Source organism: Algoriphagus sediminis (genome assembly GCF_030403435.1).
GTDB classification, from domain to species: domain Bacteria; phylum Bacteroidota; class Bacteroidia; order Cytophagales; family Cyclobacteriaceae; genus Algoriphagus; species Algoriphagus sediminis.
The window spans coordinates 164,034-180,743 of sequence record NZ_JAUEPH010000006.1 but is presented as its reverse complement, the minus strand read 5'-3'; the positions used below and the strand labels follow the sequence as shown (position 1 = coordinate 180,743).

Here is a 16,710-nt window from a genome sequence, read left to right as displayed (position 1 = left end):
ATAAATGATAGGAATTTTAGTGGCGGCTGCCATATCCTGGTTGCTTTTATACTTTTTTGAAAAGGATAATATTCTGGCTTTGGGCTTTCTTCCCATTGCCAAAAGGCTCAAGCAATTTTTAATTGGCTTTATGCTATCAGCATTTCTATGTGTGCTCGTTCAGTTTTTAGAGTCCTATTTAAAATCTTCAGAATGGATTATGAATGAAGATATTTCGCCATTACACATCCTAGAGGCCTTTTGGTGGGATTTCAAATCCGTCTTGACAGAGGAATTGATTTTTCGTGGAGCCCTCCTTTACATTCTCTTCAAGAAGATAGGCACAAGAAAAAGTGTTTTGATTTCGGCCATTGCTTTTGGTATCTATCATTGGTTCTCTTATGGCGTTTTGGGTAATGTCCTCGCTATGGTTTTAGTGTTTCTCGGTACAGGCTTGATGGGCTTTGCATGGGCACTTGCCTTTTCTAAGACCAACTCTATCATGTTAGCCTTTGGACTTCATCTGGGATGGAATTTTGTCCACAATACCATATTCTCGAAGGGACCTTTGGGTGAGATGCTTTTGATTTCAAAAGGTGGAAATGAGTTGAGCGACTGGGCCTCTCTTTTGAACTTCACAAGTGGTCTCATTATAGTTCCGATCATTATGCTTCTATTTGTGTGTTTTGGTGTTAAGAATGAGGGCTTTACAAAGCAATTCCCTTAGCCAATAGCATAACAATTCTTTGCACCCACACGAAGCCCGAGCTAAGAGATGCCTTTGCACCATCCTAGCTCTTTTTGAAAAAGTCTAGTATCTTTGCAGTCCGAAATGGCAGCCCTTTTTTAAAGTTGTGAAACATGAACTTGTTTAGCCGACAGGGCGTTTTTTCAGCGATTATTTATAAAAGTGTTTTAAAAAAACACGCAGAACCTAAAATATTATTTATGAGTAGATACCAGGAATACCTACAGGAGATTGAAGAAAGAAAAAGTCAGGGCTTACACCCAAAGCCTATCGATGACGCAGAGTTGCTAAAGGAAATTATCATTCAAATCAAGGATATAAATAATGCGCACCGAGACGATTCTCTCAACTTCCTGATTTACAATGTACTTCCTGGAACTACTCCTGCAGCTGGAGTGAAAGCTGAATTTCTGAAAGACATCATTTTAGGAAATGTGAAGCTTGACGAAATCAATACAGATTTTGCCTTCGAACTACTTTCCCATATGAAAGGAGGTCCATCTATCCGAGTGCTTCTGGACCTGGCATTAGGCGATGATAATGAAATAGCACTCCTTGCTGCCAAAGTTCTTAAAACTCAGGTGTTCTTATATGATGCCGACACCGATCGTCTGGCCGAAGCTTATAAAAATGGAAATGACATAGCAAAAGATATTTTAGAGAGCTACGCAAATGCTGAATTTTTCACAAAACTCCCTGAGGTAGAAGAAGAAATAAAAGTGGTGACCTTCATCGCAGGAACCGGTGATATCTCTACTGATTTACTCTCTCCAGGAGCAGATGCTCACTCCAGATCTGATCGAGAGCTACACGGGCAGTGTATTTTTGAACACAATAAAGAGATGCAGGACGAGCTGAAGGCCTTAAAGGCTGAGCATCCTGATAAGCGCGTGATGCTGATTGCCGAAAAAGGCACCATGGGCGTAGGTTCATCCAGAATGTCAGGAGTAAACAATGTGGCCCTTTGGACCGGAATCCAGGCTAGCCCTTACGTTCCTTTTATAAACATTGCGCCGATCATCGCCGGTACTAATGGGATTGCACCCATATTCCTGACCACCGTTGGGGTAACTGGAGGAATTGGTATCGACCTTAAAAACTGGGTGAAGAAAAAGGATGAAAATGGAAATACGGTAGTAGATGCCGATGGAGAGCCGGTTTTGGAGCAGAAGTATTCTGTCGAAACAGGAACCGTACTCACCATTAATACCAAGGAGAAAAAGCTTTATAATGGAGATCAAGAACTGATGGACATATCCGCAGCTTTGACTCCACAAAAAGTAGAATTCATCAAGGCAGGCGGCTCTTATGCTGTTGTCTTCGGAAAAAAGCTTCAGACCTTCGCAGCTAAAACTCTTGGAATCGAAGCTCCTGCGGTTTACGCTCCATCCAAAGAGATTTCCATCGAGGGACAAGGACTGACGGCCGTAGAAAAGATATTCAACAAAAATGCAGTAGGTAATACTCCTGGTAAAATTCTTCATGCAGGTTCAAATGCCAGAGTTGAGGTCAACATTGTTGGTTCTCAGGATACCACTGGCTTGATGACAGCCCAGGAGCTTGAATCCATGGCTGCCACGGTGATCTCACCGATTGTAGACGGAGCTTATCAGTCTGGTTGTCATACCGCTTCAGTTTGGGATTCTAAAGCTCAGGCGAATATCCCAAAGCTCATGAAGTTCATGAATGATTTTGGATTGATCACAGGCCGAGACCCAAAAGGTAAATATCACGCCATGACTGATGTGATTCATAAGGTGCTGAATGACATCACCATTGACGATTGGGCAATCATCATTGGTGGTGATTCTCACACCAGGATGTCTAAAGGGGTTGCCTTCGGTGCTGACTCAGGTACCGTAGCACTTGCACTTGCCACTGGCGAGGCTTCCATGCCTATCCCGGAATCTGTTAAAGTTACCTTTAAAGGGAAAATGAGAAGCTTTATGGATTTCCGTGACGTGGTGCACGCTACCCAGCAGCAGATGCTTAAGCAATATGGCGGTGAGAATGTCTTCCAGGGAAGAGTTATCGAAGTACACATTGGTACACTTACAGCAGATCAGGCATTCACCTTTACAGACTGGACTGCTGAAATGAAAGCCAAAGCTTCTATTTGTATTTCCGAAGACGAAACCCTGATTGAGTCCTTGGAAATTGCGAAGTCTCGAATCCAGATCATGATTGAGAAGGGAATGGACAATGAGAACCAGGTGCTGCAAGGTCTGATCGACAAAGCGAATAAAAGAATCGAAGAAATCAGAACTGGTAAAAAACCAGCTTTGAAACCGGATGAAAATGCGAAGTACTATGCTGAGGTGGTAGTGGATCTGGATCAGATCGCCGAGCCTATGATCGCTGATCCGGATGTAAATAATGATGACGTTTCTAAGCGATACACGCATGATACGATTAGACCTCTTTCTTATTATGGAGGAAATAAAAAAGTAGACCTAGGTTTTGTTGGTTCCTGTATGGTTCACAAAGGAGACATGAAAATCCTGGCACAGATGCTTAAAAACGTGGAAGCTATTCAGGGGAAAGTGGAATTTAAAGCTCCACTTGTAGTAGCTCCGCCTACTTACAATATCGTGGATGAATTAAAAGAAGAAGGTGATTGGGAAGTGTTAAGGAAATATTCAGGATTTGAATTTGATGATACAAACCCAAAAGCTTCTGCCAGGACCAAATATGAGAACATGCTCTACCTAGAGCGTCCGGGATGCAACCTATGTATGGGTAATCAGGAGAAAGCTGAACCAGGGGATACAGTGATGGCTACATCCACCCGACTATTCCAGGGTAGAGTAGTGAAAGATTCAAATGAGAAAAAAGGAGAATCCCTACTTTCCTCTACTCCTGTTGTGGTTCTTTCCACGATTTTAGGTCGAACACCTACTATGGAAGAATATGAAGCAGCTGTGGACGGAATTCAGCTGACGAAGTTTTCTCCATCCATGAAGAAGCTTAGCGCAGTGGCGGTTTAACTTAAAAGTGAGACAAAACATAAGCCCTTTTCAATATTGAGAAGGGCTTTTTGTTTTAGAATAATTTCAAAAACTCACCCAGTAATGAATAGATGAGGAGAAAGCCTTTTCAAAAAAAACAGACCCAAAAAAGGTCTATTTTAAGATATTTACGTTATTTCTTAAAAATGGTCTTCTCATGAAAAAATTTGCCTATTACCTCACTGTACTAAGTTTTTTTCTTTTTTTGGGTTGTTCTGAAGATGACCCACTACCGGTTTCGCCCTTTTTGAACATTACTTTCATTATGGATGAGACCGCAGATCGTCTGGATAATTTTGGAGATCCCATTTCAGTTCCTGATGGAAATGCAGGACAGAATCCCGATTTTGAGGTTTTAGGTTTACACTTTATTGGGCTTTATCCTGATAAATTCACTCCCTTTGATCAGGGGTCCACAGTTTTTCAATCTCCCACTACGGAGGCTGGAGGAATTGCGGCTATTGACTTTGATAGGGAGCTTTTTATCACACCTGAAAACAACACCTTTTCCATTCCTTTGGATGAACTGGAGGTCGGGACTTATGAGTTTTTCAGAAGTTCTATAGGATACCAGCAATTCAAAATTGATTATAATCTCGGGGGAGCGTCTCAGGATCCAAACTGGCCGGATGGAATCAGTGATGATGTGAGTGTAGAGGCTACCATAGCTTCATTTCTGGGCTACAATACTTACATAGGAAGCTATTCCATTGAAAACGAAATGATCAATGTGAATGAGAATAAACTCCAGGGCTATTTTGGCATGTATTCTCGAGGGGAAGTTGCTGGATTTCCATTTTCTGACCTGACGGAAGGGGATGCTCCTGTCACTACAGTTCCAAATCCGATAGACGACACATCACCAGTGCCTGAAGGTTCGTGTGTTGTAACCGGGCAATTTCCCACAGCTTTGGTCATCCCTGAAAACCCTACCCAGGATATAAATATTCAGGTTGTGATTTCGATCAATAAGAGCTTTGAATGGGTAGATACCAATGGAAATGGAAAGTATGAACCGCTTCTTGGGGAGCAGGTAGTGGACATGGGTACCCGAGGTGTATTTCCCTCTGTTAAATAACTCCTCTAAAAATCAACGGGGCAAAAACCAGAACACAAGTTACTTTCTGGGTGTACAAGGAAAGTAAATTTACCTCGGGAGGTCGATCTATTTCTGAGTAGATACTATCTTCGATAAAAGTTTTGCGTATGGAAATTAACTACATCAAAATAGCGGAAACATTCGCTATCATTCTGATCTACTTTTTACTAAGAAATTTCACCAATCGGGTAATAGAAAGAACCAAAAACGAGAAGTTAATTCAACCCGTCCGGAGCTTAATTGTCAAAAGAGCCATAGGTCTTTTTTTATTAATTGTAAGCTTGATAATCATTTCCTTAATCTGGGGAGTGGATGAGAATGAGCTTTTCGTTTTTGTAGGATCGGCATTGACCGTGGTAGGTGTAGCACTTTTCGCCCAGTGGTCTATTCTCTCAAATATCACCGCCAGCATAATTATTTTCTTTAATCACCATGTGAAACTTGGTGATGAAGTAAGAATACTTGAAGGCAAGGACTACGTGATAGAGGGAAAAGTGAAAGATCTTGGTTTATTCTTTATTTCCCTCGAAACCAAAGAGGGAGAAGAGATCACTATTCCAAATAACGTCTTTATCTCCAAAAGTATTCAGAGCAAGTCTACCCCTCAATAGGTGGGCATGTAATTACAAAGACCACACTTTACCGATTTCATCCACAGGAACACAACCTCGGTATTGACCGGGGATCGGATCGTAATTCAAGACATTCTTCCCGATTTCTTCCGAACTGAAATAGCCCCACAATGCCATCGATTTCAGATTTCGGTAAAAAGCAACTGGCTCCTGTTCGCCCACAGCCGTACCCCATACTCCTCGGTTAAATTTGGCAGTCTTCTTTTCATGAGCCATAAGACACTCTCTTTTTTCTTCTGCACCCAAATCGGCAAATACCTTCCCAAATTGAGCCTCACAGTCTGAATCAAATTTGTCCAACTCTGCCCTTACACCAGCCTGGGCCTCTGGGTCAAGTGTTTTTGCATATACAAAGTCAATGAACATATCCGTCTTCACATCGATGGCACCAGGAGTTTCAGTTTTTGGTAAAATAGTATCTACAAATGATGTGATAAATCGGGCCTGCTTTTCAGACAAGAACTCAGGCACCCATTCAGATCTTGTTTGCTGGCTGCAAGCCTGGAGTAAGGAGAGTAAACCTGGAGCTCCCGCGGCTATTCCACCAAGTAGACCTGTCCTTTTTAATGCGTCTCTTCTATTCATGATCTACAGGTTTAATTTATTTAATTCTTTAACCGCATGATCTGCAGCACGGGCCGTTAAAGCCATATAAGTCAATGAAGGGTTCACACAGGATGAAGAAGTCATGCATGCCCCATCGGTTACAAATACATTTTTACAGCCATGGATTTGATTGGTTCCATTTAGTACAGAAGTCTTGGGGTCTCTTCCCATTCTGGCTGTTCCCATTTCATGTATTCCATATCCCATCTCATGCTTATTGTCAAAATCAATAACATCCCGTAATCCAGCGGTCTCCAGCATTTCCTTGGCATCCGATCGAATCTGTTTATTCATAGCGTATTCATTCTCTCCCCACTCTGCATCCACAGAGAGCGTTGGTTGTCCCCACTTATCCGTTACATCCTTATTTAAATAAACCCTATTGCTATGATCAGGAAGGCATTCTGCAAAACCAGTAATGAAAAACTCCCACTGCCCCGGGTTCATGATCTTATCCTTAAAATCTCCACCGAAATCCTCCATGTTGGTACCCTGGCACCAGCCTTGCCGATAGCCTCCACCCTGGAAACCAAAGCCTCGAACGAACTTATCCGATTGAGGTCCATCCTGAAGATTCACGTATCGCGGAATGTAAATTCCGTTTGGCCTGCGGCCTGAATAATATTGATCTTCAAATCCATCTACCAAACCAGTCGCCCCAATTCGATAGGTGTGATCCATCAGATTATGCCCAAGCTCACCACTGTCATTTCCCAAACCTTCAGGAAAACGATTTGAGGTGGAATTCAAAAGAATCTGAGTAGTGCTCAATGCTGACGCATTACAAAAAATGATTTTAGCCTTATAAACTATTTCTTCGCTGGTTTCAGCATCAATGATTCGCACACCGGAGGCTTTGCCCTTGGCTTCATCATATTCTATGGACTGAACAATGGAAAAAGGACGAATCGTAAGATTCCCGGTAGCATGTGCCGCCGGCAAAGTCGTAGAATTACTACTAAAATACGCTCCGTAAGGACAGCCTCGATCACAACGATTTCGGAATTGACATTTCCCTCTTCCGTTAATGGCCTCTGTCAAATGTGCACAACGACCTATGATCAAATTCCTCCCTTTGAAATTACTTTCCAACCTTTCCTTTACATGTTTTTCCACACAGTTCAGTTCCATTGGAGGTAGGAAATAGCTATCAGGAAGCTGAGGCAAACCAATTGCTTCACCGGATATTCCGGCAAATTTTTCTACATAGGTGTACCAGGATTCAATATCCCTATATCTTATTGGCCAATCCACTCCATGACCATCCTTGGCATTGGCTTCAAAATCAAGATCAGACCAGCGATAGGTTTGCTTTCCCCAAAGCAAAGACCGCCCTCCCATTTGATGAGCTCTAACCCATAGAAATGGTTTTACTTCGGTGTATGGGTTCTCCAGATCATTTGCATAAAAATGTTGATTGGTAGCCCCCACAAAACCGACTCTTTCTCCGATTGGATGAATTTTCTTTTGTTCTGGGGTCATTGCCCCTCTATATTCCATATCCCATGGATCCAGATGCGCAGTGGTGTAATCTTTGATATGTTCGACGATCCGGCCACGCTCCAGGACTAAGGTTTTCAATCCTTTTTCACAGAGCTCTTTGGCTGCCCATCCCCCGCTGATCCCGGATCCCACTACGATCGCATCGTAAGTCAAATCCTTCTCAGCATCAATATTGTAATTAGCCATAAAATAAAATTTGGCATTAATATAAGTAATCTCCCTTAGAGGAAGATAATGCTCAGCCAAATCCAGATTCTAAAGGAATTGGACTAACTTAAAGAGGAATTAATTTCAGTGAAAAATGAAATACTCCAGAAAAGAATTTCTAAAGGTTTTAGGCAGCACTGCAGTAATTTCAGGTATTCCTTTTTCAAATGAATTATCGGCGTTTTCGGAAAACTCAAAGACTGTTTTTTCTCAAAAAGACCAAAGTGAAAAATTCTGGTCCTCCCTTGCCAAAAAATACTACAAGGTATCTCCTGACTTCATCAATTTGGAAAATGGCTTTTTCGGAATTCAACCCAAACCCGTTTTAGAGGCCTATGAATCCTATGTAAATCAAGTGAATGAAGAGGGTGCACTTTTCGCCCGGCGAACTTTTCCAGAAAAATTCAGAGCCTCCCTTTCCCGAATTGCAAGTTTTCTGAAAGTGGATGAAGGAGAAATCTTGATCACCCGGAATGCCACCGAAGCACTGAATATCGCCATACAAGGCTACCCTTGGAATGTAGGTGATGAAGTTATAGTGAATCAGTTGGATTACTATAGCATGGTAGAAACTTTCCAAATGCTCGAGCAAAGGGGAAAGCTTAAAGTCAAGACATTTCAAATGCCTTTACTTCCAAAAAGTCAGGAAGAAATCATAGAAGCCTATGAGCAACAAATCACTGCAAAAACCAGGGTGATACTACTCACCCAGGTTTCCAATATCACGGGTTTAATTGTACCTGTCAAGGAAATCACAGCGATGGCAAGGGCAAAAGGAATTGATACAATTACTGACTCTGCTCATGCTCTCGGGCATATTCCCTTCGACATAAAAAGTATGGGTTCTGATTTTGTAGGGATGAATCTCCATAAATGGATGGGGAATCCCATTGGTGCAGGACTGCTTTACATAAAGAAAGAAAGAATCGCTGAGATGGCTTCTCTTTTCGGAGATAAGGCTCCAAAAAATAACCAGATCAGGAGGCTGGCACATGTTGGGACCACTCCCTTCGCTGTTCAAATGAGTATTCCACATGCCATAGATTTTCATGAAATGGTTGGTATAAACAGAATTCAGGAGAGAATGAATTACCTGAAAAACTCATGGATTTCTGAGGTGAATGAAATGGAGAGAATTGAGGTTATCACTCCCACTGACCCAAACCTCTCATGTGGAATAGCTTCCTTCAGAATTAAAGGGAAGACCGGGAGAGAAGTGGAGAATGAATTACTGGATAAATACAGGATTTTTACTGTAGCTAGAATCTTGGGTGAAAAGGGTTGTATCCGAGTGACTCCGGGTCTATACACTCAAACTAGTGATATGCAGAAGCTTGCCGAAGCATTAAAAGAAATAGCAAGATCATGATGAAAGAACTTTCGGAAGAGGTCGGACAGGTCATTGAAACTTATCCAAAAGAAGCTCAAAAAAGAATTCTAGAATTACGAGAATTGATTCTGAACACTGGAATGAAAACGGATGGAGTGAATGAAATAGAAGAAGCCCTCCGATGGGGCGAACCCAGTTATCTTACAAAAAAAGGAAGCACAATTCGAATTGCCTGGTCTAAAAAACAACCGGAGTCATTTTCCATCTTTTTCAAATGCACTTCGCAACTCGTTCCTACCTTCAAAGCTCTTTATCCAGAAACCTTCCACTTTGAAGGAAACCGGGAAATCAGATTTGATCTTTCAGATAAAATCCCTCAAAGAGAACTGAGTCATTGCATAAGCATGGCTCTGCGCTATCATAGCATCAAACATATTCCTCTCCTTGGAAATTAGAGAAGGCATATCTCAGCAACTCACAGGGTTAATTTGTATGGTTCTGGTCGCGATTGGCTGTGAAAAGCAAAGTCTGCCAGAAATATATAGAGATCTTGATTTGGTTGGAATTCAGCGCTTTGCTGATTCCCTAGTCACTTCGAGGATGAATGAGTATGAGATTCCCGGACTTTCTATCGGAATTGTAAAAGATGATGAGATAATATTTGCCCGTGGCTATGGACTTAGAGATTTAGCTCAAGACTATCCTGTCACCAAAAACAGCATTTTCCATACCGCTTCCATATCTAAATTATTCACGGCTCAGGGAATTTTGATTCTCCGTGATTCCGGGAAACTAAAGCTGAACAGCAAGATTTCGAATATTTTACCTGACCTCGATTATTCAGGAAACTCAGGTGACATAACCACTCGCCAGCTTCTAAATCACACTTCCGGTCTACCCGACATCAGGGATTATGAATGGGAAAAAGCCCTGGCCTCCAAGGATGCTTTGCGAAATTATTTTGAGCACCTAACCTTGGACGCCAGATCGATTCCCGGCACGGAATATTATTATAGCAATTTGGGTTATAATCTTCTTGCCTTGATCATCGAAGAAGTTTCTGCTCAATCCTTTGAAGATTTCATAAAGGATAATATCCTTTTGCCTTACGGTATGGAGTCCAGTGATTTTGAATATCCCAAAATCCCCGACTCCCTGAAATCTACTCCTTATACCAAGAATTGGTTTGGAAATATTGAGCAAATCTCAAATTATCCTTACTCCCGCGTTCATGCAGGAAGCAGCACGTTAAATTCATCTGCCCAGGATATTTCAAATTGGATGATCAAGGTGATGAAGGAGGAACACCTGATATCAGAAATTACATCACCTGACGATAACTTTCCACAGATTTACCTCGGATTCCAGCAATATGAGACCAAACGTTTCAAGGGTGTAGGACATTTTGGTGGAGATCCTGGATTTAGAAGCTTTTTGCTTATGATACCAAGTCAAAAAATTGGATTGGTTTTATTGGCAAACTGCGATTATGATGAGGACTTCCGTCAGGAAATTATTCTTCCCATTGCTAACGAGTTGGTTCTGAATTGAGCAGGCGGTTTTGACGGTAATCCGAGGTGGTGGTGGTAAATGATCTTGGTCAGTTTACTCGCAGAAAAGCCTAAATCGTAATGTTCAAAATTTTTTAGATCATCAGGAAAAGTAGATATTGGGGCTGAGAGAGGGCAAAATTCTCTTTTAATGAAAATGCCCAATACTTTTAAAGTTACTTTATGAAATTTACGGCAGAGCAATTAGAGAATGCTAAAACTCGGGATGACCTCATTAAGATCGCCAATGAAAATGATATCCCAATCAAAAAAACGCTCAGAAAACTAAAATACGAAGCTGAATTGGCGCTTTTACAAACTGAGTTTGTGAATCTTCAAAAATGGATCGCGCTAGAAAAAAGAAGGGTTGCCGTTATTTTTGAAGGTCGTGATGCAGCTGGGAAAGGAGGCTCAATCAAGCGATTTAAAGAACACCTGAATCCACGATCTTCCCGAGTAGTAGCACTGACCAAGCCTACCGAAGTGGAGCGTGGACAATGGTATTTCAGACGATATATTAAGGTTTTACCAAATCCAGGTGAAGTAGTGTTTTTTGACAGAAGCTGGTACAATAGGGCCGTGGTGGAGCCGGTGATGGGCTTTTGTAGTCCCGATGAGTATGAGCAGTTTATGATTCAGGTTCCGGAATTCGAGCATCTTCTCTATGAGGACAATATGAACCTTATCAAATTTTGGTTTTCCATATCCAAGGATGAGCAAAAGAAGCGATTTGAAGACAGACTTAGTAACCCTTTGAAAAGGTGGAAGTTTAGCCCAGTGGATATGAGGGGGCAGGAATTATGGGATGATTACACTCACTATAAAGAGCAGATGTTCAGCAGAACCCATTCACATTATATACCCTGGGTAATAGTAAAGGCAAATGATAAAAAAATTGCCAGGCTGGAAAGCATGCGATATGTGCTTTCCCAATTTGATTATAGTGGCAAAGGATCAAGCGGTGTCAATTTGATACCGGATCCAAATGTGATTATGCCATACCACAGAAGTGTACTCCAAATAGACGTTTAAACCATGAGTAAGATAAAATTGACAGAAGAAAACGTTGAGCTTCTTAATTCTAAGTTAGGTTTACATGCCCTGTTAAAGCCAAAAAAGGTAAACCTTGAAAAAGCCCTCTACATTTCCAGTCATAACGAGGAAATCAGAAAGCGGCAGGAGGAAATGATTAAAGTCCAACAATGGGTAATTGAGGGAAGAAAAAAAGTTGTTGTGATTTTTGAAGGTCGGGATGCCGCAGGCAAAGGAGGAGCAATCCGAAGGTTCACGGAGTACATCAACCCTCGTCATTTCCGTATTGTCGCCCTAGATAAACCTACTGAAGACGAAAAGGATCAATGGTTTTTTCAGAGGTATATAAATCAACTTCCAAAGCCCGGTGAAATCGTATTCTTCGATAGAAGCTGGTATAATCGTGCTGTGGTGGAACCAGTAAACGGGTTCTGTACTGAGGAGGAATACCACATTTTCATGAATCAGGTAAATGATTTTGAAAAAATGCTGGTTGAATCTGACACGTATTTAATCAAATTCTATTTTTCTATTTCTAAGGAAGAACAAGCCATCCGATTTAAGGATATCAAGAAGAATCCCTTGAAACGATGGAAAATGACGCCTGTAGATGCGAAAGCTCAGGAATTGTGGGACGTTTACACTCATTATAAACAGTTGATGTTTGAGAAAACCAACACAGAATTGGTGCCTTGGGTCGTAGTAAGCGCCAATCAAAAACTAGAGGCTAGATTATTTGCCATTAACCATTTTCTGGACATCATTCCTTACAATGAATCCTTAGAAGTCTAAGCCCAAAACGTTCATCTCATTTTCAACATGCGAATAGAACATCTAGCCATCTGGGTAAGAGATTTGGAAAAGATGCGCTCTTTTTACTGTGATTTTTTTGACCTTGGAAGCAATGACCTCTATCACAACCCAAGGAAAAAATTTAGTTCCTATTTTCTTTCATTTCCCAAGGGGGCAAGATTAGAATTAATGCATCGGGAAGAAAACATTTCCGATTCTGGCATTTCCCATTCTGATCGGATTGGCCTTGCCCATTTTGCGATTTCTCTTGGTAGCCAGTCTGATGTTTTGGCCTATACGGCCAAAGCAAAAAAAGAAGGAATCAAGGTGGTTGGAGAACCTCGAACTACCGGTGATGGGTACTTTGAAAGCGTAATAGAAGATCCAGAAGGTAACTGGATTGAATTGACGGTTTGAAAACCCAAAGAGCACAAGCTCTTTTGAAACCTTTCATTTCGCAGAAATGGCTATCTTACTTTTGACATCAACCTACAGCACTATGAAAAGGTCAATCTTTTTCTTTTCCATTTTAATTTATTTGGCCGCTTGTTCCGGACCATCAGGTTCAATCGAAGAGGCTGAAACCGGAGATACCATCCAAACCGAAACCGGTCTTCGATATGTCTTCCTGAAAAGAGGCGAGGGTAAGAAAGCGGAAAAGGGCTCTATGCTAGATACGAAGCTCAGTCTAATGGTTGAAGATTCTGTCGTTTGGAATTCGTATGAAGCACCAGATTCACTCTTCTCATTTATTCTGGGATACGATCCTGTGATCTCAGGATTTGAGGAAATGGCTTATCTCATGAAAGAAGGTGATAATGTGCTAGCTATTCTTCCTGATTCATTAGCCTATGGAGATGATGGAGCTAGTGATGTTATTCCGCCGAATGCAACTTTAGTGTATGACCGATATGAAATTGTTTCTGTTTCCGAACCAAAATTACCCTTATCGGATACGCTCTCCACACTTTATGATAAGGGAGGAGTAGACTTGGTAGTTGCATCTTATGAAGAAATCATTAGCACTGAGTCTGTATTAGATTTCCATATGGAATTAGAATTCATATTTCCATTTATTCAGGAGGTTATTGACGAGGGAAAATTCGAAGATTCTGAGGAACTGTCCAGATATTTCCTTGGTGAATCAAACAACCTAAATGATCGCCAGACTTTTCGTTATGCCTTGATGCTAACTTACGAAGGCAAAGAAGAATTTGATAAAGCTTTGGAAATAGTAGATGAAGCATTGAAAGAAGAACCGGAACAAAGCTTTTTGCTGAGCAAAAAAGAAGAGCTAGAGTCTAAGATTTGATACTCATTTCTAAGGGTCTAAATTAATTGATAATCCTATTTCAACCCTGTCAAATTGAGTCTAGTAAAGGTGAATTGAAAAGAATTCCATCCAACGGCTAGTTCTGGAGCAGGATCAGTTCTCTTTTCGCCATTCTAAAATATCTCCTGGCTGGCAATCCAGAGCCTCACAAATAGCCTGCAGCGTACTAAATCTTACTGCCTTGGCTTTGCCCGTTTTTAAGATAGATAAATTGGCTGTAGTAACTCCCACTTTTTCTGAAAGCTCATTAAGTGAAGTTTTTCGCTTAGCCATCATCACATCAAGGTTCACAATAATCGGCATAATCAGACAGTCAATTCATTTTCAGTTTGCATTTCCACCCCTCTTTTGAAAATTTGGGAAATAACAAAAACCAATCCTGCCATAAACAGAAATTCTCCACTTGCCTTCTCTCCAAAAAATTCCCCGGTACGATGCAATAAGTAATTCTGCTGAATATTGGCGATGATATTAATCACCCAAATACTGAACAAAAAGTAGCTCATCTCTTCAAGTTTCTTAATTACTTCCATGGTAAAAGGTTGACTCAGATTAAATCCGGTAAGGGTCTTGATCACCAAAAGCCAAACAATTGATTTCAAAAAAGAGCCTAGAACAAGAAAGGAATTGAAACCGATGAATTGAAATTTGCTGTAATCCAACAGAATTGAAAGGTCCATATGATCATAAAAATCCTCCGCTCCAGTATCCTTTAAGACTGTAAAGATGGTCAGTCCTAAAATTGAAAATCCTTGAATCAAAAAACCGATAAATGCAATCCAGGCGATGACTCGCATGATCTTAAGTATTAGTGGGGTCTTGGAGGCTAAAGTCATAATTTGAAATTTTAATTAATCAAATATCATATATTTTTTATTGTTTTTCAATAATTATAATATTTTTTTCAATAAATCAGTATTTAATTCAAATCAGGCGATTTGACTTCATTTTTGCCAAATTCGCCCTTGTCTTGAGATTTGATTTCTTTTTGTTCTAATTTTCCAACATGAAAAGATTTGTCACTTTCCTATCCATAATTCTGACAGGTCTGGCTTGCCAGCCAAATGAACAAACCGAACCAAAACCTATGAAACCTCAAAAAATCGTCGTTTACCAGGTTTTTACCCGCCTTTTTGGCAACACAAATACCAGCAATAAGCCCTGGGGAACCAAGGAAGAAAACGGTGTTGGAAAGTTTAATGATTTCACGGATACAGCTTTGGAGGAGATCAAAAAACTGGGCGTATCCCACATTTGGTACACCGGAGTGCCTCATCATGGAGTTATTGGAGATTTTCCTGAGATCGGCGTAAGTTCAGATGATCCGGATGTGATTAAGGGACGTGCAGGTTCGCCTTATGCAGTACGGGATTACTACCAAGTCAATCCTGATTTGGCGGTGGATGTGACCAAGCGGATGGAGGAATTCGAAGCCTTGATTGCCCGCACTCATAAGCACGAAATGAAGGTGATCATTGATATTGTCCCTAATCACGTTTCAAGACATTATGAAGGGAAAAATAATCCGGAAGGAGTTCTGGATTTCGGTGCGGATGATGATAAAACGGTCGAATACGCTAAGGATAACAACTTTTACTATATCCCAGGAGAAGCTTTTCAGGTACCAGAACCCAAAAACGGCTATCAGCCGCTAGGCGCGGAAAAGCATCCATTAGCCGATGGAAAGTTTGACGAAAACCCAGCTAAATGGACTGGAAACGGTTCCCGATTGGCTCAACCTGATTTCTACGATTGGTATGAGACGGTCAAAATCAATTATGGAGTAAGTCCCGACGGTAAAAAGGATTTTGATGAATTACCTTCTGGAGCGGACTCCTTGGATTGGAAGGCGCATTATGAATTCTGGCAGGGCAAGGACGTGCCGGATTCCTGGAAAAAATTTAAGGATATTACCCAATTTTGGCTGGGCAAAGATGTGGATGGTTTCCGCTTCGACATGGCGGAAATGGTACCTGTGGAGTTTTGGTCTTACCTCAATTCCAATATCAAAAACACCAATCCGGAGGCCTTTCTATTAGCTGAAGTCTATAATCCCAGCTTGTATCGAGACTATATCCACAAGGGCAAAATGGATTACCTCTATGATAAGGTAGAGCTGTATGACACCTTGAAGCACATCATGTACGGGTATGGGTCCACTGATAATTTACCTCCGATTTTGGATGGATTAAAGGACATCGAGCATCATATGCTTCATTTCTTGGAGAATCATGATGAGCAGCGGATTGCCAGTCCTGAATTCGCTGGAAATCCGTGGAAAGCTTTACCGGCTTTAGTGGTTTCAGCCACCTCCACCACTTCTCCGACGATGATCTATTTCGGCCAAGAAGTAGGAGAACCAGGTGCTGAAGATGCGGGCTTTGGCGACCCTAGCCGTACCTCCATTTTCGATTACATCGGCGTACCACAGCATCAGAAGTGGATGAATGGAGGAAAATTTGACGGAGGGCAACTTTCAGACAATGAAAAAGCGCTGCGAAACTACTATTCCGAGGTGCTGAACTTTACCCGAAACAGTTCGGCACTGATGGGGGAATACTTAGATTTACATGTCTTCAATAGATCGATTAATCCGAATTACACGGACAAGGCTTTCTCTTATGCACGCTGGGATGAAAGTCAGAAGTTGATCGTAGTAACCAACTTTGATGAATTCCAATCGTTGAAAACGACGCTAAAACTTTCTCCAGAATTGCTAAAAGCATGGGGCTTGGAAAAAGGAGAGCGGGAGATCAAGGAGTTGATGTTTGGAAAGAAAAAGACCATGTTACGAGTTACAGACTCAGGCGCTGAGATCGATTTGGATTTTGGTCCTTGGGAATCGGCCGTCTTTGAGGTAAACTGATAAAATTAGGACAGAGGATACTTTG

At 41.3% G+C, this 16,710-nt stretch carries 16 protein-coding genes; 12 read left to right on the top strand and 4 right to left on the bottom strand.

Annotation, left to right across the window (positions count from 1 at the left end; translation table 11 throughout):
• Nucleotides 1–4 precede the first annotated feature (4 nt).
• The 4 genes from QVH07_RS14400 (at nt 5) to QVH07_RS14385 (ending at nt 5,445) form a co-directional block, all read left to right on the top strand.
• Entirely contained in the window at nt 5–706 is a 702-nt protein-coding gene (locus QVH07_RS14400; protein ID WP_290001627.1) for a CPBP family intramembrane glutamic endopeptidase, read from the top strand.
• Nucleotides 707–927: 221 nt separating this feature from the next.
• Entirely contained in the window at nt 928–3,714 is a 2,787-nt protein-coding gene (locus QVH07_RS14395; RefSeq protein WP_290001624.1) for a bifunctional aconitate hydratase 2/2-methylisocitrate dehydratase, read from the top strand.
• A 178-nt stretch (nt 3,715–3,892) separates the two neighbouring features.
• Nucleotides 3,893–4,813 carry a hypothetical protein gene (locus QVH07_RS14390; RefSeq protein ID WP_290001622.1) on the top strand — a complete coding sequence of 307 codons (921 nt, stop codon included), beginning with the start codon at nt 3,893–3,895 and terminating at the stop codon, nt 4,811–4,813.
• A 128-nt stretch (nt 4,814–4,941) separates the two neighbouring features.
• Nucleotides 4,942–5,445, top strand: coding sequence for a mechanosensitive ion channel domain-containing protein (locus tag QVH07_RS14385; RefSeq protein WP_290001619.1), 504 nt, complete (start codon nt 4,942–4,944; stop codon nt 5,443–5,445).
• A gap of 12 nt (nt 5,446–5,457) precedes the next feature.
• On the opposite strand, the gene QVH07_RS14380 is transcribed toward QVH07_RS14385, so the two are convergent.
• Together QVH07_RS14380 and QVH07_RS14375 are read right to left on the bottom strand one after the other, a co-directional pair.
• Nucleotides 5,458–6,051: a gluconate 2-dehydrogenase subunit 3 family protein gene (locus QVH07_RS14380; protein ID WP_290001617.1), complete on the bottom strand. Its 594-nt coding sequence runs from the start codon at nt 6,049–6,051 to the stop codon at nt 5,458–5,460.
• A gap of 3 nt (nt 6,052–6,054) precedes the next feature.
• A complete protein-coding gene (locus QVH07_RS14375; RefSeq protein ID WP_290001614.1) occupies nt 6,055–7,761 on the bottom strand; it encodes a GMC oxidoreductase in 1,707 nt (568 codons plus the stop codon).
• 115 nt (nt 7,762–7,876) lie between these two features.
• Here QVH07_RS14375 and QVH07_RS14370 point away from each other — a divergent pair, with 115 nt between their 5' ends.
• The 7 genes from QVH07_RS14370 (at nt 7,877) to QVH07_RS14340 (ending at nt 13,798) form a co-directional block, all read left to right on the top strand.
• Nucleotides 7,877–9,151, top strand: coding sequence for an aminotransferase class V-fold PLP-dependent enzyme (locus QVH07_RS14370; RefSeq protein ID WP_290001612.1), 1,275 nt, complete (start codon nt 7,877–7,879; stop codon nt 9,149–9,151).
• Nucleotides 9,148–9,567, top strand: coding sequence for a DUF1801 domain-containing protein (locus tag QVH07_RS14365; RefSeq protein WP_290001609.1), 420 nt, complete (start codon nt 9,148–9,150; stop codon nt 9,565–9,567). Before QVH07_RS14370 ends, QVH07_RS14365 begins: the two co-directional genes overlap by 4 nt.
• Nucleotides 9,557–10,663, top strand: a complete 1,107-nt coding sequence (locus QVH07_RS14360) for a serine hydrolase domain-containing protein (RefSeq protein ID WP_290001605.1) — start codon at nt 9,557–9,559, stop codon at nt 10,661–10,663. Before QVH07_RS14365 ends, QVH07_RS14360 begins: the two co-directional genes overlap by 11 nt.
• A gap of 182 nt (nt 10,664–10,845) precedes the next feature.
• The gene (gene ppk2, locus QVH07_RS14355) at nt 10,846–11,694 is read left to right on the top strand and encodes a polyphosphate kinase 2 (RefSeq protein WP_290001603.1); all 849 of its coding nucleotides are present in this window, start codon (nt 10,846–10,848) and stop codon (nt 11,692–11,694) included.
• Nucleotides 11,695–11,697: 3 nt separating this feature from the next.
• Entirely contained in the window at nt 11,698–12,486 is a 789-nt protein-coding gene (gene ppk2 / locus QVH07_RS14350; RefSeq protein ID WP_290001600.1) for a polyphosphate kinase 2, read from the top strand.
• A gap of 27 nt (nt 12,487–12,513) precedes the next feature.
• Nucleotides 12,514–12,903 carry a VOC family protein gene (locus QVH07_RS14345; RefSeq protein WP_290001597.1) on the top strand — a complete coding sequence of 130 codons (390 nt, stop codon included), beginning with the start codon at nt 12,514–12,516 and terminating at the stop codon, nt 12,901–12,903.
• Between the two features lie 82 nt (nt 12,904–12,985).
• Nucleotides 12,986–13,798, top strand: a complete 813-nt coding sequence (locus QVH07_RS14340; RefSeq protein WP_290001594.1) for an FKBP-type peptidyl-prolyl cis-trans isomerase — start codon at nt 12,986–12,988, stop codon at nt 13,796–13,798.
• 114 nt (nt 13,799–13,912) lie between these two features.
• Here QVH07_RS14340 and QVH07_RS14335 read toward each other — a convergent pair whose 3' ends face one another.
• Both QVH07_RS14335 and QVH07_RS14330 read right to left on the bottom strand, forming a co-directional pair.
• Nucleotides 13,913–14,122: a helix-turn-helix domain-containing protein gene (locus QVH07_RS14335; RefSeq protein WP_290001591.1), complete on the bottom strand. Its 210-nt coding sequence runs from the start codon at nt 14,120–14,122 to the stop codon at nt 13,913–13,915.
• A gap of 2 nt (nt 14,123–14,124) precedes the next feature.
• Entirely contained in the window at nt 14,125–14,655 is a 531-nt protein-coding gene (locus QVH07_RS14330) for a DUF2975 domain-containing protein (RefSeq protein WP_290001589.1), read from the bottom strand.
• Nucleotides 14,656–14,825: 170 nt separating this feature from the next.
• On the opposite strand from QVH07_RS14330, the gene QVH07_RS14325 reads away from it, so the two are divergent.
• Complete coding sequence (locus QVH07_RS14325) at nt 14,826–16,685, top strand: alpha-amylase family protein (protein WP_290001588.1); 1,860 nt, start codon at nt 14,826–14,828, stop codon at nt 16,683–16,685.
• The last annotated feature ends 25 nt before the right edge of the window (nt 16,686–16,710 follow it).